At 31.5% G+C, this 22,127-nt stretch carries 25 protein-coding genes; 20 read left to right on the top strand and 5 right to left on the bottom strand.

Annotation, left to right across the window (positions count from 1 at the left end; genetic code table 11):
* Positions 1-6: 6 nt before the first annotated feature.
* The 4 genes from JOC70_RS04695 to JOC70_RS04680 form a co-directional block, all read right to left on the bottom strand.
* Entirely contained in the window at positions 7-198 is a 192-nt protein-coding gene (locus JOC70_RS04695) for an alpha/beta-type small acid-soluble spore protein (RefSeq protein ID WP_204597712.1), read from the bottom strand.
* A 126-nt stretch (positions 199-324) separates the two neighbouring features.
* Positions 325-519: an alpha/beta-type small acid-soluble spore protein gene (locus tag JOC70_RS04690; RefSeq protein WP_035310723.1), complete on the bottom strand. Its 195-nt coding sequence runs from the start codon at positions 517-519 to the stop codon at positions 325-327.
* 102 nt (positions 520-621) lie between these two features.
* Positions 622-816 carry an alpha/beta-type small acid-soluble spore protein gene (locus JOC70_RS04685; RefSeq protein WP_035310723.1) on the bottom strand — a complete coding sequence of 65 codons (195 nt, stop codon included), beginning with the start codon at positions 814-816 and terminating at the stop codon, positions 622-624.
* A gap of 103 nt (positions 817-919) precedes the next feature.
* Positions 920-1,114, bottom strand: a complete 195-nt coding sequence (locus tag JOC70_RS04680) for an alpha/beta-type small acid-soluble spore protein (RefSeq protein ID WP_035310726.1) — start codon at positions 1,112-1,114, stop codon at positions 920-922.
* 192 nt (positions 1,115-1,306) lie between these two features.
* Here JOC70_RS04680 and JOC70_RS04675 point away from each other — a divergent pair, with 192 nt between their 5' ends.
* Entirely contained in the window at positions 1,307-2,386 is a 1,080-nt protein-coding gene (locus JOC70_RS04675) for an undecaprenyldiphospho-muramoylpentapeptide beta-N-acetylglucosaminyltransferase (protein WP_204597711.1), read from the top strand.
* A gap of 151 nt (positions 2,387-2,537) precedes the next feature.
* Here the strand turns inward: JOC70_RS04675 and JOC70_RS04670 are convergent, their stop codons facing one another.
* Positions 2,538-3,227 (bottom strand): manganese catalase family protein, encoded by a 690-nt coding sequence (locus tag JOC70_RS04670; RefSeq protein ID WP_204597710.1) that lies wholly within the window; start codon positions 3,225-3,227, stop codon positions 2,538-2,540.
* Positions 3,228-3,483: 256 nt separating this feature from the next.
* Here JOC70_RS04670 and JOC70_RS04665 point away from each other — a divergent pair, with 256 nt between their 5' ends.
* The 19 genes from JOC70_RS04665 to JOC70_RS04580 all read left to right on the top strand — a co-directional run bounded on the left by JOC70_RS04665 (position 3,484) and on the right by JOC70_RS04580 (position 22,109).
* A complete protein-coding gene (locus JOC70_RS04665) occupies positions 3,484-3,930 on the top strand; it encodes a flavodoxin (RefSeq protein WP_204597709.1) in 447 nt (148 codons plus the stop codon).
* A gap of 495 nt (positions 3,931-4,425) precedes the next feature.
* The gene (nifJ, locus tag JOC70_RS04660) at positions 4,426-7,953 is read left to right on the top strand and encodes a pyruvate:ferredoxin (flavodoxin) oxidoreductase (RefSeq protein ID WP_204597708.1); all 3,528 of its coding nucleotides are present in this window, start codon (positions 4,426-4,428) and stop codon (positions 7,951-7,953) included.
* Between the two features lie 249 nt (positions 7,954-8,202).
* Entirely contained in the window at positions 8,203-8,331 is a 129-nt protein-coding gene (locus JOC70_RS19370; RefSeq protein WP_279381225.1) for a hypothetical protein, read from the top strand.
* A gap of 228 nt (positions 8,332-8,559) precedes the next feature.
* Complete coding sequence (locus JOC70_RS04655; protein WP_204597707.1) at positions 8,560-8,901, top strand: DUF1292 domain-containing protein; 342 nt, start codon at positions 8,560-8,562, stop codon at positions 8,899-8,901.
* A gap of 77 nt (positions 8,902-8,978) precedes the next feature.
* Positions 8,979-9,668 carry an HAD-IB family hydrolase gene (locus JOC70_RS04650; RefSeq protein WP_207755221.1) on the top strand — a complete coding sequence of 230 codons (690 nt, stop codon included), beginning with the start codon at positions 8,979-8,981 and terminating at the stop codon, positions 9,666-9,668.
* A 7-nt stretch (positions 9,669-9,675) separates the two neighbouring features.
* A complete protein-coding gene (locus JOC70_RS04645; RefSeq protein ID WP_204597706.1) occupies positions 9,676-10,491 on the top strand; it encodes an aminotransferase class IV in 816 nt (271 codons plus the stop codon).
* Positions 10,492-10,601: 110 nt separating this feature from the next.
* Entirely contained in the window at positions 10,602-12,410 is a 1,809-nt protein-coding gene (locus tag JOC70_RS04640; RefSeq protein ID WP_243429027.1) for a DUF342 domain-containing protein, read from the top strand.
* Between the two features lie 10 nt (positions 12,411-12,420).
* Positions 12,421-12,885, top strand: coding sequence for a chemotaxis protein CheW (locus JOC70_RS04635; protein WP_204597705.1), 465 nt, complete (start codon positions 12,421-12,423; stop codon positions 12,883-12,885).
* Between the two features lie 122 nt (positions 12,886-13,007).
* Positions 13,008-13,496 carry a chemotaxis protein CheD gene (locus JOC70_RS04630; RefSeq protein WP_204597704.1) on the top strand — a complete coding sequence of 163 codons (489 nt, stop codon included), beginning with the start codon at positions 13,008-13,010 and terminating at the stop codon, positions 13,494-13,496.
* 15 nt (positions 13,497-13,511) lie between these two features.
* Positions 13,512-14,591, top strand: coding sequence for a protein-glutamate methylesterase/protein-glutamine glutaminase (locus tag JOC70_RS04625; RefSeq protein WP_204597703.1), 1,080 nt, complete (start codon positions 13,512-13,514; stop codon positions 14,589-14,591).
* Positions 14,592-14,594: 3 nt separating this feature from the next.
* Complete coding sequence (locus JOC70_RS04620; protein WP_204597702.1) at positions 14,595-15,362, top strand: CheR family methyltransferase; 768 nt, start codon at positions 14,595-14,597, stop codon at positions 15,360-15,362.
* 12 nt (positions 15,363-15,374) lie between these two features.
* Positions 15,375-17,450, top strand: coding sequence for a chemotaxis protein CheA (locus tag JOC70_RS04615; protein ID WP_204597701.1), 2,076 nt, complete (start codon positions 15,375-15,377; stop codon positions 17,448-17,450).
* A 12-nt stretch (positions 17,451-17,462) separates the two neighbouring features.
* The gene (locus tag JOC70_RS04610) at positions 17,463-18,062 is read left to right on the top strand and encodes a chemotaxis protein CheC (RefSeq protein WP_204597700.1); all 600 of its coding nucleotides are present in this window, start codon (positions 17,463-17,465) and stop codon (positions 18,060-18,062) included.
* 18 nt (positions 18,063-18,080) lie between these two features.
* The gene (locus JOC70_RS04605) at positions 18,081-18,440 is read left to right on the top strand and encodes a response regulator (RefSeq protein WP_035310747.1); all 360 of its coding nucleotides are present in this window, start codon (positions 18,081-18,083) and stop codon (positions 18,438-18,440) included.
* A 131-nt stretch (positions 18,441-18,571) separates the two neighbouring features.
* Positions 18,572-18,973 carry a chemotaxis protein CheW gene (locus JOC70_RS04600; RefSeq protein WP_035310749.1) on the top strand — a complete coding sequence of 134 codons (402 nt, stop codon included), beginning with the start codon at positions 18,572-18,574 and terminating at the stop codon, positions 18,971-18,973.
* 19 nt (positions 18,974-18,992) lie between these two features.
* Positions 18,993-19,988, top strand: coding sequence for a flagellar motor switch protein FliM (gene fliM, locus JOC70_RS04595; RefSeq protein ID WP_204597699.1), 996 nt, complete (start codon positions 18,993-18,995; stop codon positions 19,986-19,988).
* Entirely contained in the window at positions 19,981-21,177 is a 1,197-nt protein-coding gene (fliY, locus tag JOC70_RS04590) for a flagellar motor switch phosphatase FliY (RefSeq protein WP_204597698.1), read from the top strand. Before fliM ends, fliY begins: the two co-directional genes overlap by 8 nt.
* A 227-nt stretch (positions 21,178-21,404) precedes the next feature.
* A complete protein-coding gene (locus JOC70_RS04585) occupies positions 21,405-21,683 on the top strand; it encodes a flagellar biosynthesis anti-sigma factor FlgM (RefSeq protein ID WP_204597697.1) in 279 nt (92 codons plus the stop codon).
* 21 nt (positions 21,684-21,704) lie between these two features.
* Positions 21,705-22,109: a flagellar protein FlgN gene (locus tag JOC70_RS04580; RefSeq protein WP_204597696.1), complete on the top strand. Its 405-nt coding sequence runs from the start codon at positions 21,705-21,707 to the stop codon at positions 22,107-22,109.
* Positions 22,110-22,127 lie beyond the last annotated feature (18 nt).

Raw genomic sequence — 22,127 nt, 5'->3', positions numbered from 1 at the left:
TTATTTCTATAAGTTTCTTTCGTATTCTTCTACCATTTTCTTAACCATTGCTCCACCAACGGAACCGCATTCTCGTGAAGTAAGATTTCCGTTGTAATCAGAGAACTGTACTCCTAGTTCTCTAGCAGTTTCCATTTTAAATCTATTTAAACCTTCTTTAGCTTCTGGGACAACTACTCTATTTCCTCTACTTGCCATAAGTCTCTACCTCCTTAAATATAGAATACATATATAGTATTTCTAGTAAGCTTAATCTAAGCCTTATAGATTGCTAATAGTGTATTTTATCCTAAGGTGTCAATTTTCATTTAATGTCTTATGGTATTATAGATTTCTTTCGTAAGCTTCCACCATTTTTTTAACCATGTATCCACCAACGGATCCATTTTCTCTTGAAGTAAGGTTTCCATTATAGCCTTCTGTTAAGTTAACGCCTAATTCTCTAGCAGTTTCCATCTTAAATCTATTTAAACCTTCTTTAGCTTCTGGAACAACTACTCTATTTCCTCTACTTGCCATAACCTTCTACCTCCTTAAATATAGGGTATGGCTTTATCTATAAGATATTACTCCTATAGATAAACCATAAACTATATTATATCTATATTTTAATGATTTTTATTATAAATTTCTTTCATAAGCTTCCACCATTTTCTTAACCATGTAACCACCAACAGAACCATTTTCTCTAGAAGTAAGGTTTCCGTTGTAGCCTTCTGTTAAGTTAACACCTAATTCTCTAGCAGTTTCCATTTTAAATCTATTTAAACCTTCTTTAGCTTCTGGAACAACTACTCTATTTCCTCTACTTGCCATAACCTTTCACCTCCTTAGAATAAATTTTCGAATGGCGGCATCTCCTAAGAATAATTTCTTACAAGACACCAAATATTATATATATTATATTTAAGTTATGTCTTTATAAATTTCTTTCGTACTGCTCTACCATCTTTTTAACCATATAACCACCAACTGAACCATTTTCTCTGGAAGTAAGGTTTCCATTGTAACCTTCTGTTAAGTTAACACCTAATTCTCTAGCAGTTTCCAACTTGAATTGGTTTATTCTTTCTTTAGCTTCTGGAACTACTAATCTGTTACTTCTGTTTGCCATTTTTATTACCTCCTTTTACTTTTGTAATATTATCTTCTCCAGCTTACAAATAATTATATTAGTGAGTTAAAGGTAACATAAACACTTTGTACATATATTGTTAAAAAATTCTTTTTTATAAATAGAAACATAGACAAGAGCATGGGAATAATATAAAATTATAGAGAAATTATTCTAAAAGAAGGTGTAGACGTGGCAAAAAAGAAGATAATTTTGACTGGTGGAGGAACAGCAGGACATGTAACTCCTAATGTAGCTTTAATACCTAAATTAAAGATGATTGGATATGAAATTCAATATATAGGAAGTAAAGATGGTATAGAAAAAAGTATAATTGAAAAGGAAGGAATAAAGTATCACAGTATATCTAGTGGAAAGCTTAGAAGATATTTTGATTTTAAAAATTTTTCTGATCCCTTTAAAGTCTTAAAAGGGGTAGCAGAGGCGTTTAATATAATAAGAAAAGAAAAGCCTGATATAGTTTTTTCGAAAGGCGGATTTGTGGCAGTACCAGTGGTTATCGGGGCATATTTTAACAGAATACCTGTTATTGCTCATGAATCAGATATTACTCCCGGGCTTGCAAATAAAATATCAACTCCTTACTTAACAAAAATATGTGTTACATTTCCTGAATCACTTAAATATATTAAAGGAGAAAAAGGTGTGCTTACGGGGACACCTATAAGAGATGAGCTTTTTAAAGGAAGTCGTAAAAAAGCTGTTGAAATATGTGGGTTTAAAGAGGATAAACCTATATTGTTTATAATAGGAGGAAGCTTAGGTTCCAAATTTATAAATGATACTGTAAGGAGTATATTAAATGTACTTTTAAATAAATTTAATGTTATTCATATATGTGGTAAAGGAAACTTAGATAAATCTCTTGGAAATAAAGAAGGATATAAACAATATGAGTACGTAAAAGAGGAGCTTCCTCATTTTTTGAATTCTGCTGATATAGTTATTTCTAGAGCTGGAGCTAATGTTATATTTGAACTCTTAGCACTTAAAAAACCTAATATATTGATTCCACTTTCCAAGAAATCTAGTAGAGGGGATCAAATATTAAATGCTAAATCCTTTGAAAAAAGTGAATACAGTATTGTATTAGAAGAAGAAAATATTAATAAGGAAAATCTTTTAAATAAAATTAATTACTTATATGAAAATAAAGATAAATATATAGAAAATATGAAAAAGAGTCCTGTACAAGACGGGGTGGAAAATATAGTTGGATTGATAGATAAATATTGCACAAAGAGAAGTTAATAGGCAATCATAATAATTAGTAAGATGATCTAAAATAATTAGTGGTTAATAATAAGTTAGTGAAATATAATAATAAATAAGGAAGCTGAAATTTTGCAGGCTTCCTTTTTATTATCTAGCATAAAGTATTAAGCATTTACTATTAACTCTTTTAGTGAATAGCAGGTTCTTCTCTTCTTGGATTTTCAAAGGATGGTGGAGTAGGATTTGGAGCATCAAAGAACTTACCTGGTGTTGATAAATCAAAATAAAGCTTTGAATCATGTGTTACTCCAAAATCTTTATTGGAACCTTGATTTTGTACTTTATTTAATGCCTCTCTAAATAATGCATTATGTGCTTCTTCTCTATTTAATAAGAAATCTATAGTTTCTCTAACATACTTATCATTAATTTGGCGATATAAATATTCATATACAACTTTAGCTCGTTGTTCTGCAGCTATATCAGATAATAAGTCAGCGCAGATATCTCCTGTAACATTTACATAATTAGCTGTCCAAGGTTCTCCAGAAGAATTCGCTAGAAATGGTGCTAATCCTGTTAATACATGAGTTTCTATTTCTCCAGCAGGTGTGGTTTTATAATCTACAGTATGACCATTTAATAAATTTATTGTTTGTGCAACCATCTCCATATGACTTAACTCTTCAGCTGCAATATCTATAAACAAATCCTTTATAGCAGGGTCAGATATTCTAAAACTTTGAGAAAGATACTGCATGGCTGCTTTAAGTTCTCCATTTGCTCCGCCTAGCTGCTCTTGCATAAGAACAGCATATTGAGGATTTGGTCTTTCTACTCTAACATCCCTAAGTAATGCTTTTTCGTGTTTAAACATAATAAAACGCCTCCAAGTTTAAAAAAAATAGTATATAACAGAGTTAGTTTTGCATTTAACTAGCCTATTTATACATTGTATGAACATTGTAAACTTATTTAAAAGTACCTTGTAAAAATTAACAATAGGTATACAATAAAAATATAAATATATGTTGTATTAAAAACATTAAGGTAATAAAACTTAGAATTAGCGGCAAAATAAAATAGCTAGATTTTAGTTAATAAAATTATAAAAGTATAAGGAGGTTTCATTAATGAAAAAGATAGCTGTTATATATTGGAGTTACAGTGGTAATGTAGAGGTGCTTGCAGATAATATAGCAAAAGGAGCTAAGGAAGCTGGAGCAGAAGTTTTAATAAAGCATGTAGATTATGCAAAAGTGGAAGATGTACTAGAAGCAGATGTAGTGGCATTTGGAAGTCCATCTATGGATAATAACAGAGTGGAACAAGAGGAAATGGCTCCATTCATACATGAATTCAAATTACTTCCAGTAAATAAAAAGCCTGTAGTATTATTTGGATCCTATGGATGGGATAATGGAGAATTTTTAAATAGTTGGGAGGCACAGATGAAGGATTATGATTTTAATGTAATAGAGAAATTTGCAGTAAAAGAAGCACCATCAGAAGAACAAATTCAAAAGGCACTAGAAATTGGAAAGAGAATGGCAGAGTTAAAAGAATTTGCTGCGTTCTAAGATAATATTTAATCCGATTTATTGATTTATAGAAACATCTCAATTTAATGAGATGTTTCTATTTTCCATATCCTAACACTAGTCCTAATGCTTTTATTTTTTTGATAAAACTACTACATAAAAAATTTATTTATGTTATAATATCACTTGTAAGCATTTTGTTAAAAAATAAACATAGATTAAAAGAAATAGAAAAATGAGTTAAAACGGAAAAAAATCATATTTATGACCAAATTTTTGTATTATTATGCGACTAAGAAGGTTTACATATCTATATTTTTGTTGTATATTAAATAACGTGGGTATAGTACATGCTTTATAAGAATTTATAATTTAGCTATAAATTATCGCATCTTAATTGACTGAGATATTTTTTAGGAAGTATTATTGGAAATGTAAAGCATTAAATTAGCTTTAAAAATTTTGTAGAATTTCTACGAAATTTTAATTTAATTATATATACTTTAAAATTGTATAGAAAGAAGGGAAATTTTAATGAGAAGAATGAAGACTATGGATGGTAATACCGCTGCTGGATATATATCCTATGCGTTCACTGACGTTGCAGCTATTTACCCAATCACTCCTTCATCCCCAATGGCAGAACATGTTGATGAATGGGCTGCTCAAGGAAAGAAAAATATTTTTGGACAAACTGTAAAACTTATGGAAATGCAATCAGAAGCTGGTGCTGCTGGTGCGGTTCACGGTTCATTACAGTCTGGTGCATTAACTACTACATATACTGCATCACAAGGTCTTTTACTTATGATACCTAATATGTATAAAATTGCTGGTGAATTATTACCAAGCGTATTCCATGTTAGTGCAAGAGCTCTTGCAACACATGCTTTAAACATATTTGGAGATCACGCTGACGTTATGGCAGCAAGACAGACAGGATTTGCTTTACTTGCTGAAAGTAGTGTTCAGGAAGTTATGGACTTAGCAGCTGTTGCTCATCTTGCAACTATAAAGACAAGCGTTCCTTTCATGAGTTTCTTTGATGGATTCAGAACTTCCCATGAAGTTCAAAAGATAGAAGTATTAGAATATGATGAGTTAGCTAATTTAGTTGACATGGATGCTGTTAAAGCTTTCAGAGCAAAAGCTCTAAACCCAAATCATCCTGTAACTAGAGGAACAGCTCAGAATCCAGATGTATACTTCCAAGGAAAAGAAGCTTCAAACAAATTCTACAACAGAATTCCTGAAGTTGTTGAAGGATACATGAACGAAATCAACAAATTGACAGGAAGAGATTACAAACTATTCAACTACTACGGAGCAGAAGATGCTGAAAGAGTAATAGTTGCTATGGGTTCTGTATGTGACTGTATAGAAGAAACTATCGACTACTTAATGGCTCAAGGAGAAAAAGTAGGTCTTATCAAAGTTCATCTTTACAGACCATTCTCAGTAGAACACTTAATGGCTGTTATGCCAAAGACAGTTAAGAAGATAGCTGTTCTTGATAGAACTAAGGAACCAGGATCAATTGGAGAACCTTTATACTTAGATATTAAAGCTGCATTCTATGCAAATGAAACATTAAAACCAGTTATCGTTGGTGGAAGATATGGTCTTGGATCAAAAGATACTTTACCAGGACATATGATTTCTGTATTCGAAAACTTAAAATTAGATGCACCTAAGGATTTATTCACAGTAGGTATAGTTGATGACGTTACTAACACATCATTAGATATGGGACCAGACGTTGATACTACACCAGTAGGAACTACAGCTTGTAAGTTCTGGGGTCTTGGATCAGACGGTACTGTTGGAGCAAACAAGAGTGCTATAAAGATCATAGGAGACCACACAGATATGTATGCACAAGGATACTTTGCATATGACTCTAAGAAATCCGGTGGTATCACTGTATCTCACTTAAGATTTGGTAAGAAGGCAATAAAGAGCCCTTACTTAATCAATAAAGCAGATTTCGTTGCTTGTCACAACCAAGCATACGTTCATAAATATAACGTTCTTGACGGATTAAAGAAGAACGGAACATTCTTATTAAACTGCATATGGTCAGATGAAGAATTAAATGCTCAGTTACCAGCTGAAATGAAGAATTTCTTAGCTAACAACAACATTAAATTCTACACAATCAATGCTGTTAAGATAGGTCAGGAAATTGGATTGGGTTCAAGAATTAACATGATCATGCAATCCGCTTTCTTCAAACTAGCTGATATAATTCCAGTTGAAGATGCAGTTAAATATCTTAAAGATGCAGTTATAAGCTCTTACGGTAAGAAGGGTGAAAAAATTGTTAACATGAACAATGCTGCTATTGACCAAGGTGTTGAAGCTATTCACGAAGTTGCAGTTCCAGAATCATGGAAGACTACAACTGAAGGATTTGTAGAAGAAGAAAAAGCAAAACCAGATTTCATAAAGAATATCGTTGATGTTATGAATAGACAAGAAGGAGACAAACTTCCTGTATCAGCATTCAATGGATATGAAGATGGTACTTTCCCTAACGGAACAGCTGCATACGAAAAAAGAGGTATAGCAGTTAACGTACCAGAATGGCAAACAGATAAATGTATACAATGTAACCAGTGTTCATACGTTTGTCCTCACTCTGTAATCAGACCATTCTTATTAAATGAAGAAGAAGCTAAAAACGCTCCTGAATCATTCAAGATGGTTGCAGCTAAAGGTGGCGCTACATTCAAGGGATTAAACTACGCAATGGGTATAACTCCACTTGATTGTACAGGATGTGGAAACTGTGCTGACGTATGTCCAGCACCAGCAAAAGCTCTTGTTATGAAGCCAGCTGGAACTCAGTTAGCAGAACAAGGAAACTGGGAATATGCATTAACAGTATCCAAGAAAGAAAATCCAATGGAAAAAATGAGCGTTAAGGGAAGTCAGTTTGAGCAGCCATTACTTGAGTTCAACGGAGCATGTGCTGGTTGTGGAGAAGCTTCTTACGCTAAACTTATAACTCAATTATTTGGTGACAGAATGATGATTGCTAACGCAACAGGATGTTCATCAATTTGGGCAGGATCTGCACCTGCAACTCCATACACAGTTAACGAAAAAGGACAAGGTCCAGCATGGGCTAACTCACTATTCGAAGATAACGCTGAGTTTGGATTAGGTATGGCTCTTGGAGTTACTCAGTTAAGAGAAAGACTTACTGAAAAAGCTAAGGCAGCTATAAATGCAAACGTAAATGAAGAATTAACAGCAGCTTTACAGGCATGGGTAGATACAAGAGATAACGGAGAAGCTTCAAGAGAAGCTACTAACAAGTTATTACCATTACTTGAAGCAGCTAAAGATTCAAATGAAGATGTAAAAGATATGTATGAAAATAAAGACTTCTTAGTAAAACAGTCTCAGTGGATATTTGGTGGAGACGGATGGGCTTATGACATCGGATACGGTGGATTAGATCACGTACTTGCTAGCGGAGAAGATGTAAATGTATTTGTATTTGATACAGAAGTTTACTCAAACACTGGTGGACAGTCTTCAAAATCTACTCCAACTGCAGCTATAGCTAAGTTTGCAGCTTCAGGTAAGAAGACAAGAAAGAAAGATCTTGGAATGATGGCAATGAGCTACGGATACGTATACGTTGCACAAATAGCTATGGGTTCTGATAAGAATCAGACATTAAAAGCTATAAAAGAAGCAGAAGCTTACAACGGACCATCCTTAATAATAGCTTACGCTCCATGTATCAACCAAGGATTAAAAATTGGTATGGGTGCTAGCCAAACTGAACAGAAGAGAGCTGTTGAATGTGGTTACTGGCAGATGTACAGATTCAACCCAGAACTTAAAGAACAGGGTAAGAATCCATTTGTACTTGACTCCAAAGAACCAGATTGGGCTAAGTTCCAAGATTTCTTAATGGGCGAAGTAAGATACGCTTCATTAAAGAAAGCATTCCCAGAAGTAGCAGATAAATTATATGCTAAGACTGAAGAAGATGCTAAGGATAGATACGATAGCTACAAGAGATTAGCTAGCTACGAATTCTAATCTTAAAGTTTATAAAAAGGGAAGATCGAGTAATCGGTCTTCCTTTTTTGGTTATATTATAGTTTTGGATTTTAGTAAATGGGTTGTATTTTAGGAGCTAAAAAAGTACATAAATTAACAAAAAAATATTATTAAGATATAGAATATCATTAAGAAAAAAAGTAAATACTATAATTGTAACTTCTTTCAAAGATTAATCTCAATAACTTTCTGTGATAACTCATAGAAAGCAAAAAGGAGATGGTTAGCTTGGGCTTTAAGAATATGATGAAGATGAAAAACACGAAGATGAAAAAAGGTAACCCTATGGATGGCATGATGAATGGCATGGAAAAGGGAGTAAAAAAACTAGTGAATAACATCAAAAAAATATTCTAGGAAGTTACAAAAGACAGGGGATAAACTCCTCTGTCTATTAATTTGTATTAATTATTATGATAATATGATAAAAAATATTATTATTTTTAAGAAAATCATTATTTTTAGCTAATTTTTTAAAGAAAATTTAAAAAAACTCTTTTAAAATTACTAAATAAAGGTTAAAATTATACCATAACTAAAAAGGAGGTGACAATCTGGTTATATTTATATGGCCAGAGAGTAAATATGGATAAAGAAAAAGAAGTTGGATGCGGATGTGGATGCGGAAGCGACCATGAAAATGAACATGAAGGATGCGGATGTGGATGTGGTGATGATCACGGACATGAAGCGTTAATGGTAGATCTAGAAGATGAAAACGGCAACACTGTTGCGTGTGAAGTTGTAGATGGATTTGAGTATAAAGATAATGAATATGCATTAGTGCAAAATCCAGAAGATGGTTCAGTATATCTTTTCAAGATCGTAGGAGAAGGAGAAGAGGGAGAACTAGTTATACCAGAAGATGAAGAATTTGATGAAGTATCAGCTTATTATCAATCACTTTGTGATGAACAAGAAAAATAATTTGCTTAAAAAGAACCGTTGATACGGTTCTTTTTGTTAACCTTTAATATTTATAACTAAAAGGAGGATGCTTTGCTTTGGATAACAATAGTAATAAAGAAGCAATAGACATTAATAATGACGAAAAGGTTCGTCTTGCAATATTTGATGTGGATTATACTTTAACTAAAAAAGAAACCTTGATAGAGTTTTATAAATTTATGTTGAGTAAAGATCCAAAACTTATAAAATTTCTCCCTAAAGTATTAATAACAGGTATATTCTATGCCTTTAAGATATATGATGCACATGCTGCAAAGGAAAATTTCATAAAATTTATTGATGGCGTAAAACAAGAAGAAATGAAAGTTTTAGTAAAAAATTTTTATGAAGAAAAATTAAGTAAGATACTTTATATAGATGCTATAAATACAATGAGAAAATTAAAAGAAAAGGGATATAAAATATACTTAATTTCTGCATCAGCAGAATTTTACTTAAATGAGTTATATAATATAGACATAGTAGATAAGATAATAGGAACTCGATTTACTTGTAAAAATGGTATTTATGGAAGAAAAATTGAAGGTAAAAACTGCAAAGGTGAAGAAAAAGTAATTAGATTAATGCAAGTATTAAAGGAAGAAAATTTGAATGTGGACTTTAAAAATTCCTATATGTATTCAGATTCATTGTCAGACCTTCCGTTGTTTAAATTGGTTGGAAATCCATATTTAATTAACTATAGAAAAAATCATGAAAGTATTGAAAGACTCACTTGGAGGTGAAAGATTTATGTATGTATTGGGTAAGTTTTTTTTAAAAGATGATGAAAAGGTTACCGCAATAGAGTTTAAAGATGAATATGTTAAATATGGCAAAAGTCTTTATGAAGTAATAAAAGTTCAAGAAAGTACTCCTCTTTTTTTAGAAAAGCATTTGCAAAGACTTCATAATTCAGGAAGGCTTACAGGATTTGAAATATTTTTAAGTGATGAAATTATAAGTAAAAGACTTAGGACTCTTATAGAAGTCAATAACATAAAAGAGGGAAGTATAAAATTTATATTGAATTTTGATAAAAAATTATTTGTAGCTTACTTAGAGCAGACTAATTTTCCAAAGGAATATCAATATAAAGAAGGCGTAAAAACTGATTTATTCTATAAGGAAAGAGTGAATCCAAATGCAAAGGTATTGAACTTGTCTTTTAGAGAAGAAGTAGATAAATTCATAAAAGAAAAAAATATATATGAAGCTATATTAGTGGATAAAGAGGGCTATATAACTGAAGGAAGCAAATCAAATGTATTCTTTGTAAGGGATAAAAACTTATATACAACACCAATATCAGGGGTGCTCCCAGGAATAACAAGAAGTACAATATTGGATATATGTAGTGAAAATTCTATAAGTGTTATAGAGAAAAGTATAAATGCAGAAGATTTAAATGCAGTAAAGGGTGCATTTTTGTCTAGTACTCCATTTGATGTTCTTCCCATAAGTGAAGTAGGGAATGTTAAACTTAATTCATCGGAAAATGAAATTATAAAATACGTTATGGAATGTTATAATAACAAGATTTTAAGATATATTGATAAAAATAAATAAAGATTGAGGGAATGGCAACGATAACTATAGAAAAGCCTTAAGCATAGTGTATTGTGCTATAAGTTATTTTGAATACATGTGGATAATTATTTAAATAGGGGGAATTTTGTATGGAAACAATAACAAATATAGCCACAAAAACAAATACATCTACAGCTATGAATATAAGCGGTAGTGTAATGATTAAGGATGGGAAAATAACGATTAAAAACCCCAATGAAAATAATAAAGCAGCATGTCTCATAATAGATGATTCTATTAAAGTAAAAATAAATAGTGAACTGGTACATGGTAGAGTTGAAGTTTACGAAAATAGTGTAATAGAAATAGAATTAGAAGATGAGAAATTTCCTGAGAGATATTTAAATATAGCTATATCAGATGACAGGATGAATGCTTATATAAGCATAGCTTATGAGCCAAAGCTTATTTATAAGTTAAAAGATGCAGAAGAGGGAAACAGTGTTATCTTACAAAAAGTTGTAAAAGATCAAATTATGCCTATAAAATATACAGTAAAAGAAATTAAAGAAGAGTTGGTCAAAAAAGGTATTATTTGTGATATAATAGAGGAAAATATAGCAAAATATGTAGAAGAAGGTTGCGAGAAAGTTTTAATAGCAAAGGGTATTTACCCTGTAGATGAAGAAGACGATTATATGGAATATAAGTTTTCTGTAAGTGATGATCATGTGAACTTTCAAGAAGATAAGAATGGAAATGTTGATTTTAAAAGTATAGGTAATATAAAGTCAATAGAAAAGGGAGCTGTAATAGCCATAAAACATCTTGGAAAGCCAGGGCATGATGGAAAAGATGTGATGGGCAAGGTTAGAAAGCATAAGGCAGGAAAAAAGATAAAGATTAAATTAGGTGATGGTTGCACTATTAAAGATGATAATATAATTATAGCTGCTATAGAAGGGAAACCTTGTGTAAAAGGCAATACTATATATGTATATTCTATACACCAAATCAAGTCAGACGTAGATTTACAAACTGGAGATGTTAAATTTATAGGGGATATAGATATACTTGGTAGTGTGAAAGAAGGTATGAAGGTTGAAGCAGGGAATTGTGTAACTGTTCATAAGGACGTCTATAGGGCATCTATTATCGCTAAAGGAAATATAGATATTCGTGGAAATGCAGTATCTAGTACAATTCTTGCAGGTGGAATAAATGTAGACAAGCTTCAATATGTAAAAGCTTTAAATGCACTTAAATCTATGCTGAGTGATATTATAAATAACATAGGGGAAATAAAGAAATTTAATATTTTGGGTAGTGATAGAAAAGATGGTGAAATATTAAAAGCACTTATCGAAACCAAGTTTAAAAATTTAAATAGAGTTTGTCTTAATATTATTGGTCATATTAAACTAGTAGGAGATGCAAAAGGACAAGAAGAGCTTATTCCACTTATAAAACATAAATTAATGGGATTAGCCCCTGTAAATGTGAAACATTATTCAGAGTTAGATTTAATCACAAAATGTATAGACAGCATAACAAGGGAATTGGATGGAGCGCTTATACTTCCAGTAAATATTAAACTAGCTTATTCACAAGATTCCCGTATAAAGAGTACAGGAGATGTAATCATTACCGGAAAAGGTCAGTATGTTTCAGAGATAATTGCCAATGGAAGCATACATTTTATAGGACAAAAGGCCGTTTCAAGAGGAGGAACATTAAAAGCTCAAAATGAAATAAAATGTAAGGTCGTAGGAAGTGAAGGTGGGGTTAAAACTACACTTATGGTGGAACGTGGAGGAAGTATATGGTGCGATATAGCATATACTAACACAGTATATGTAATAGGAAATAGGGAAGTCGTATTAAATACACCAAGTAAAGATGTTCATGCTTATTTAGACGACAGGGGAGAATTAATTCTTGATAAACTGATGTTATAGGAGGGATATAGTGAATAATGAGGAATTAAAAGTTCTTATATTTAGTGTAGGCAGTAACTATTATGCCACAGATATAATGGAAATTGAAAGGATTTTAGGATATGAGGAGCCCACAAAGCTTCCAGACTCACCTGAGTTTTTAGAAGGAGTAATGAATTATGAAGGAAATATCTTACCTGTAATATCCTTAAATAAAAAGTTTTCAATAGAGAGTAAAGAAAAATCAGCAGATACTAAAATAATAGTTGCAAAACAAAATGATTATAAAACAGGTATAATAGTTGACCTGGTTTTAGAAGTGAAAGATGTAAAGAAGGAAAATATAGAAGATGCTCCCCAAATAGTGGGAGGAATCTCAAAAAGATATATTAAAGGTCTTATAAAGATAGATAAAAAAATAATAATATTTTTAAATTTAGCAACAATACTTACAGAAGACGAAAGACGTCAGATGCATGATTTGCATGATTTATAGAAAATTTTAATTTCATTATAAATCACACAGTTAGACTCATTTCAGATGTTTCAATATATAATTTATATAAATTATTAATTTTATTATAAATATTTAACAAGTTTTTATGAAAGGTGCATGCTATGGAAGTGATAGAATATAAGGTTGGAATTGCAGATATGGATGCGGCCTTGTCCCCTCATAGGATAATAACAGTAGGACTTGGTTCATGCATAGGTATAGCCATGTATGATAAAGTAAATAATGTAGGGGGGCTTCTGCACATAATGCTTCCAGATAGTACTCAATTTAATAATATATCAAATCCCCTTAAATTTGCAGACTTGGGAATACCTCTTTTAATAGAAAAAATGCAAAAGATGGGAGCGGTTAAGAGAAATTTAAAAGCTAAAATAGCTGGAGGAGCTTCGATGTTTAGCTTTTCTGATAAAAGTATGAACATGGATATAGGTTCTCGTAATGGAACTGCTGTAAAAAAGATTTTAAAGGAATTATCTATCCCTGTAATGGCAGAAGACATTGGAGGAAATAAGGGAAGAACTATGATACTTGATTTGAAAAATGGTATAGTACAAATTAAAACAGTTGGTATGGGAATAAAAGAAATTTAATGGAGCTGATATGCCTTGAAAAAGTTTAAAGTATTGGTAGTAGACGATTCTGCACTGATGAGAAAAATAATATCCGATATGATAAACTCAGAAAATAATATGGAAGTTGTGGCAATTGCAAGAAATGGGCAAGATTTTTTAAAAAAGCTTGAAGATGTAAAACCAAATGTAGTAACATTAGATGTGGAAATGCCAGTAATGAATGGTATTGAGGCGTTAAAAGAATTAAGAACGCGAAATATAAGTATTCCTGTAATAGTTTTAAGCAGTGTTTCTAAAAAATCCTCAGAGCTTACTATGGAATGTTTGGAAAATGGGGCTTTTGATTTTATAGCGAAACCTTCAGGGGCTATTTCATTAGATATAGACAAAGTGAGAAATGAACTAATAAGCAAATTAAATTTAGCTTATGAGAGATGTCAAAATGGATGTACTCTTGAAGAAATAAGAGCTATATCAAAAGATATATCAAAGGAATTAAACGACGAAAATAAGTCTATACCTAAAAAAAAGTTTGCCAATAAAATATCAGCGTTAGTTATTGGAGCATCCACAGGTGGGCCAAAGGCACTTCATGAAGTTATAGCAAATCTGCCTGAGGGTTTAGGAATTCCTGTATTTGTTGTACAGCATATGCCCGCTACCTTCACAAAGGCATTTGCAGAAAGATTAAATAGTAAAAGTAAAATTACAGTAGTTGAAGCCTATGATGGCCAATCAGTTTCAAATAACGTTGTATATATAGCTCCAGGTGGTTTCCATATGGAAGTAGGAAAAGATAAGAAAATACACTTAAATAAAGAACCTACAGTTTGGGGAGTTAGGCCGGCAGTGGATAAACTTTTCAAATCTGCAGCAGCAGTATACAAAGAAAGATTAATGAGTGTAGTTCTTACTGGTATGGGAAGGGATGGAGCAGAAGGTACTGTAGAAGTTAAAAAAAGCGGAGGCATAACTATATCAGAAGATCAGTCTACTAGTGTAATATATGGTATGCCAAAGGCAGCATATGAAACAGGTATGGTGGATATGGTTTTAAGATTAGATAAGGTGGCGTCCGAAATAGTTAAGATAGTTAAAGGGAATGGGAGGTAAACTATGGATTTGGAATATTTTAAGCAGTGGGTATATAAAGAGTTTAGAATAAACCTCTCAGCTTACAAAGAAACTCAGCTACATAGGAGACTTTTAAGTCTAATGTCAAGAGTAGGAGTAAATTCTGTAGAAGAATATATTGCTATTTTAAAAAAAGATTCAGGGCAAAGGCAAAAGTTTTTAGATTTTATAACGATAAATGTATCGGAATTCTTTAGAAACCCTGAAATATTTTATGATTTAAAAAACAAAATAGGATCAGAACTTTTGCCTAATAATAAAAACTTAAAAATCTGGAGCGCAGCATGTTCCATAGGGGCAGAACCATATTCCATAGCTATGATACTTGATGAAGTGGCACCAAATGGAAATCATAGCATTTTGGCTACAGACATAGATAATACTATTCTGCAAAGAGCTCAAAAGGGGGAATATGCAGAATCTGAAATTAAAAATGTAAGTAAGAATGATATTAAAAAATACTTTACTCAAATAGGAGACAAGTATGTAGTAAATAATAAAATAAAAAATATGGTTAAATTCAAAAAACATGATTTGATTTTAGATAACTACGAATCAAACTTTGATCTTATTGTATGCAGAAATGTAGTTATATATTTTAATTCCAATATAAAGGATGAGATATATAAAAAGTTTCATGCCTCTTTAAAAAAAGGAGGACTTCTTTTTGTAGGGGCTACTGAGAGTATATATAATTATAAAGAATTTGGGTTTGAAAAAACTTCAACCTTTATTTATAGAAAGGTATAAGGAGGGTACAAAATGGATACATCACAATACATGTCCATGTTCCTTGAAGAGTCTATGGATAACCTTCAAACTTTAAATGAATCACTGCTTCAGCTAGAACAGGAGCCAAATGATTTAGATAGAGTGAATGAAATATTCAGAGTAGCTCATACTATAAAAGGTATGGCTGCTACCATGGGATTTAATCAAATGGCAGAACTTACGCATAAAATGGAAGACGTTTTAGCTGAATTTAGAAATGGAGAGCTTAAGGTAACAGAAAAGGTAGTAACAGTATTATTTAAATGTCTAGACACTCTAGAGAGAATGGTAAATAATATTTCTGAAGACATAGAAGAGGCAGTATTTATAGACGATATAATGAATGAACTACAACACATTAAAGAAAAAGAAATAGAAAATGAAAATAGACTAAATCAAGAAGTCTATAATAGTGTAGAAAATAATGAATTTACCATAAATGATAAGTTAAATATAGAACTAAATGAATATGATATAGATATAATTAAAGCAGCCATGGAAAGAGGTTATATACCATATCATATAAAAGTGGGTTTATCTGAAAATACCTTGCTTAAATCTGCAAGAGCATTTTTAATATTTAAGAGCCTAGAAGATTCTGGAGAAATAATAAAATCTCTGCCTAGTGCTGAAGATATTGAAAATGAAAATTTTGAATTTGAATTCGATGTGGTATATATTTCAAGTAGTAGCCAAGAAGATATATATAATGTTATTATGAGTATATCTGAAGTAAATAACGTAATAATTGAAGAAGTAAATTTACAAAAAGAAAAGGCCAGAAAAGTTAAAGAAGATATTAAGGCTTCAGAAGTAATAAACGAAAAGGTAATAGAGGTTGAAGAGACTAAGGTAAAAGAGGATATTAAAAAAGACATCAAGCAAAATGTAAGTGTTAAAAACACTTCAAGTAACAATAAGGAAACTACACATAAAAAACAGCACCAATCCGTAAGAGTAGATTTAGAAAGATTAGATAAATTTATGAATATGGTATCGGAGCTTGTAATCCACAGAACTAGACTTGAACAAATAAGCTTAAATTATAAACTTGGAGAACTAAATGAAACCTTAGAACAGGTTGCAAGAACTACATCTGATCTTCAAGACTTAGTAATGAAGATTAGGATGCTGCCATTAGATGTTGTGTTTAATAGATTCCCTAGAATGATCAGAGATTTATCCGTAGAACTAAATAAAGATATGGAACTTATAATAGAAGGGCAAGATACAGAACTTGATAGAACTGTAATAGATGAAATAGGAGAACCTTTAATTCATCTTATAAGAAATGCAGCTGATCATGGAATAGAGTCAAGAGAAGAAAGAATCAAAAGGGGTAAAGATCCAGTAGGGAAAATAAAACTTGTAGCTTATCAAGAAGGTACCAAAGCAGTTATAAAAGTAGAAGACAATGGTGGCGGAATAAATGTAGACAAGGTAAGGGAAAAGGCCGAAAGAATAGGCGTAAATACTGAGGGAATGTCAGAATATGATATAATAAATCTAATATTTCTTCAAGGATTTAGTACTAATGAAAAGGTAACAGACATATCAGGTAGAGGCGTAGGCATGGATGTGGTTAAGACAAAAATCTCATCACTTGGTGGTACTGTAGAGGTTGTAAGTGAAAAGGATAAAGGATCAGCATTTATAATAAAACTTCCATTAACGCTTCAAATAATACAGGCTCTTTTAGTGAAGATAGGGTCAGAAACCATGGCAATATCTCTAGGATATATAGATAGAGTTATAGACTTCAGTGAAAATTTAGTGAAGAGGACAAATAGTAAAGAGGTTATAATATATAATGAAGATGTTATACCACTTATAAGACTTAATAAGAAGCTGCATTTAAATGAATCTGATAGTTTAAAGAAATATATAGTAATTGTTAAAGTAGGAGAAAAAAATGTTGGGCTTATGGTTGATAGTTTATTTGGACAGCAAGAAATTGTAATAAAACCTCTAGGTAAAACACTTCATGGTATGAAAGAATATATAGGTGCAACAATACTAGGAGATGGACTTGTAACTCTTATCTTGGATGTAGCAGCCTTAGTTTAAGGAGGAATTTTTATGTCATATAAGGACCTTACACCTTTACAACTAGATGCACTGCGAGAGGTTGGGAACATTGGAGCAGGAAATGCAGCTACAGCACTATCTCAGCTTTTAATTAAAAAAGTCGATATGTCTGTACCAGCTATCAATATCATATCTTTTGAGGATATATTTTCAAACCTAAGTGGAGAAGAAATAGTATATGGAGTACTGGTAAGAGTACTGGGAGATGCTCCAGGAAATATATTGCTTGTGCTTAAAAAGAATACAGCTATGCATGTAATAGAAGCATTAACAGGTCAAAAGGGAGAAGATATAAACGAGATGGGTGAATCTGTTCTGGCCGAAATCGGTAATATACTTTCTGCAACTTATATGAATGCAATAGGCAGGTTTACCAATTTAAGTATAATACCATCAGTACCAGCACTTACTTATGATATGTTAGGTGCTATATTATCTACTACGTTTATAGAATCCGGACAATTTGATGAATACGTATTAGATATAGAAACTGCATTTATAGAGGGAGAATCAGAAATAAATGCACACTTTTATTATATACCAATGCCGGGTTCATTAGAAAAAATATTAAATACACTAGGAGTAATATAATTTGGAGGGAATATTAAAATGGCTAAAGTATTAATTGTTGATGACGCTGCTTTTATGAGAATGATGATAAAGGATATTTTAGAAAAAAATGGATTTGAAGTAATAGGTGAAGCAAATAATGGTTTAAAGGCAGTTGAATTATATAAGAAGGAAAGACCAGATGTTGTAACTATGGATATAACAATGCCAGATATGGATGGAATACAAGCTGTAAAAGAAATAAAATCAATGGATCCAGATGCTAAAATAATAATGTGTTCTGCTATGGGACAACAGGGAATGGTTATGGATGCTATAAAAGCAGGAGCAAAAGACTTCATAGTAAAACCATTTCAAGCAGATAGAGTTCTTGAAGCAATAAAAAAGGTTATTGGATAAATAATAGTTACTAGTAAAAGCAAATATTTAATAGTTGTGGATGAAATTCAGCAAAAGCTGAATTTCAACTAAAACTATTAATAGTTAAGTAAGTAGGAACTATTGATTGTAACATTGGGGGTGTTTTTACAGTGCAGGTTGTAGTATTTACTTTAAGTAATGAACAGTTTGCGGTGGAAACTGCAAGAGTTCAGGGAATAAATGATATGATGGAAATAACAAAGGTGCCTAACGCACCGGCATATATAAAAGGACTTATAAATTTAAGAGGAAATGTAATATCACTTTTAGATATAAACCTTATATTAAATTTAGAAAAATTAGATACAACTCAAAATAATATAATAATACTTCATATGGAAGAAGAGCTGGTAGGTATTGTTGTAGATAAAGTAGATGAAGTGCTTGAAATAGATGAAGATATTATTGAAAGAGTTGAAGATGAACAAATGGAGTTATACGTAAAAGGAGTTATAAATTTTAAAGATAGAATAGTAACTTTAATTGATATAGACAAACTCCTTGCAAACTAGCAGGAAATGAGGGGAACAAATGGCAGAAGTTTTATCACAAAGTGAAATAGACGCCCTTTTAAATGCCTTATCTACGGGGGAACTAAATCCTGAAGAAGTAAATAAAGAAGAGGAAAAACAAAAGATAAAACTATATGATTTTAGAAGTCCTCAAAAATTTTCTAAGGATCACATGAGGACATTAGAGCTAATACACGATAATTATGCCAGAATAATATCTAATTATTTAACAGCCCAATTAAGAGCCAATGTCAAAGTTAAGATTGAAACAATAGAGCAAATAACATATGAAGAGTTTATACATTCCATTCCCAATCCAACTATGCTAACAGTATTTAAAATGCCTCCTTTAAGTGCCACTATTTTATTTGAAGAAAATCCACAATTTGTATTTGAAGTAACGGATGTGCTCTTAGGGGGAACAGGACATGGGAAATATAAGGTAAGAGAATTTACTGATATAGATAAAAATATAATAAAAAAGGTAAATGAAGGAATGATATCAAGTTTAAAACTTGCATGGGAAGATGTACTTGAAGTACACCCTGAAATAGAGGGTTTAGAGACCAATCCTGCCTTAAGTCAAACTCTGGCTCCTTCAGAACCCGTAGCACTTATAACATTCTCTGTTGAAATGGGAAAAAACAATACCTTTATAAATATGTGTATTCCATATTTAAGTATTGAGAAGATACTAGATAAATTAATAGTACAATATTGGTTTCAGGATAATGATGAGGAGATTTTATCTCAATCAAGAGAAAAGATAAGAAAGAGAATGGATGTAGTTGAAACTGATGTTTCTGCTTTAATTGGAAAGACTTCTATAACCGTAGAAGATTTCCTAAGAATTAGTGTAGGAGATGTATTAACTTTAAAAGAGGAAATAAATTCAACAGTAACTGTAATGGTAGGAGATGAAGAATATGCCTACGCAAAACCAGGCACTATTGGAAGGAAGATGGGAATACAGATATTAGATATTATAGATAAGGATGTGGAAAAAGATGAGTAACGACTTTCTTTCACAAGAAGAAATAAATGCACTACTGAGTGGAGAATTAAGTGATTTTGTAGATGAAAGCAATTCCACTGAACAAAGCAGTAATGATGATGTGGATAACGTATTTACAGATATAGAAAAGGATATTTTAGGTGAGATAGGAAACATATCCATGGGATCTGCATCTACTGCATTATCTCAAATATTAAACCAAAAGGTAAATATAACAACTCCTGTTGTTAGCGTGACAACTTTAGAGAAGCTAAAAGCTGATTTTAAAGTGCCTAATTTAGCTTTAGAGGTTCAATATACAAGTGGTATTATAGGTGAAAATCTGCTTCTTATGCAGGTTACAGATGCCTATGTAATTGCCAATCTTATGATGGGTGGCAATGGTGAAGTAGAACAAAGTGATGGAGAACTTTCAGAATTAGAGCTTAGTGCTGTATCAGAGGCTATGAATCAAATGATAGGTTCTGCAGCTACTTCTATGGCAACTATGTTTGGAAGAGAAGTAAATATATCTCCACCGCAATCAAAAGTATGGATAGACTTAACACAGCCGCTTTCAGACAATATAGCAGAATCTGAAGCAATAGTAAAAATATCTTTTAAATTGACTATAGGAAATCTCGTAGACAGCAGTATAATGCAGCTTTTACCTATTAATACTGCAAGGAAAATAGTATCTATAATGCTTGGTCAAGAAGAATCTATACAAGAAAATAAAAAAGAAGAACAACATTATTATAAAGAAGTAGAAACTTCTAGTTCTCAGGGCAAAACTAATGATAGTAATTACAATACATATCAGGAAAATTTATATACTGGGCCTTCTAATTCAGAAGCAGCTATGATGAGTTATGAAAAGCCTGTAGAAGTTCATCAAGCTACATTTCAACCTTTACAACAACAGGGAAAACATGGAACTGCATTACCTAAAAATATCGATCTTATTATGGATGTGCCTTTAGAAGTATCTGTAGTACTTGGAAGGACTAAAATGAATATAAGAGATATTTTAAATTTAGCTACAGGTTCTTTAGTGGAACTTGATAAACTTGCAGAAGAGCCAGTGGAAGTTTTAGTAAATGGTAAACGTGTAGCATATGGAGAAGTAGTTGTAATAGATGAGAACTTTGGAGTAAGAATTACTAGTATTGTAAGTAATGAAGAAAAGATTAGGAGCCTTGGAAAATAGTTAAGAAAGCCTTGCATTAAGCAAGGTTTTTTTATTTTTTAACTAAATAACTATATTCTGCGTTCGATAATATACATAAGAGTACGTTGAGAATCTTTGGAATCAATTGGAAAAGGCTGAGATAAATAAATGTGATATAATAACGATGAATAATTGTTTGAAATATAGTTAAATACTAATAAATATCAATTGATGACCAGCAATAAATAATAGAAGGAGGGTAAAAGATGCGTGTTGGAGGAGTGAATAATGCAGATAAAATTATAAGTCTTTATAATAAGAAGAGTTTTGATAATAAAGAACTAAAAGATAAGGGTAATGAAAAAGACTCTATACAAATTTCTTCTTTAGGAAAAAGTCTTAGTGCATATTCTACAAATGGAGAACTCGTAAACTCTTCGGAAAAGTTAGAAAAAATAAAAGAGGAAATATCAAAAGGTATTTATAATAGGGACTCTAAGCTTGTAGCTGATAGCATATTAAGAGCTATAAAAGAACAAAAGTAAAATTAGGTTATAGGAGGAGCTATGGATTTAAAGTCAATTGTTATAAATGAAAAAAGAGCTTTGGAAACACTTTTAGAAAGACTAGAAAAGCAGCATAAATTTGTAGTTAAAAATGATGTGTTCAATATGGATAGTATAGTTGGAGATATAAATGATTCTTTAAGGGAAATTGCAAGTATCGAAATGGAGAGAAGAAATTTAACTACTGGTAAAGATATGAGCAAAATAGTTGAGGAATTTGGTGATGAAGAGCTTGAACGAGAATATAGAGAAATAAAAAAGTTACTGCATTCACTAGAACTTCAAAAAAGTACAAATGAGTTATTGATAAAGCAAAGTTTAAGTTTTACAAACAAAATGCTCCAATATATAAACCCAGATAGAAGTGTAAAGACTTATGGAGCCTATGGAAAAATGAAAAGATAATATCATAATTATTATTTT

It is taken from the genome of Clostridium pascui (genome assembly GCF_016908015.1).
Taxonomy (GTDB): domain Bacteria; phylum Bacillota; class Clostridia; order Clostridiales; family Clostridiaceae; genus Clostridium_AK; species Clostridium_AK pascui.
This window is presented reverse-complemented; position numbering and strand designations above follow the sequence as displayed.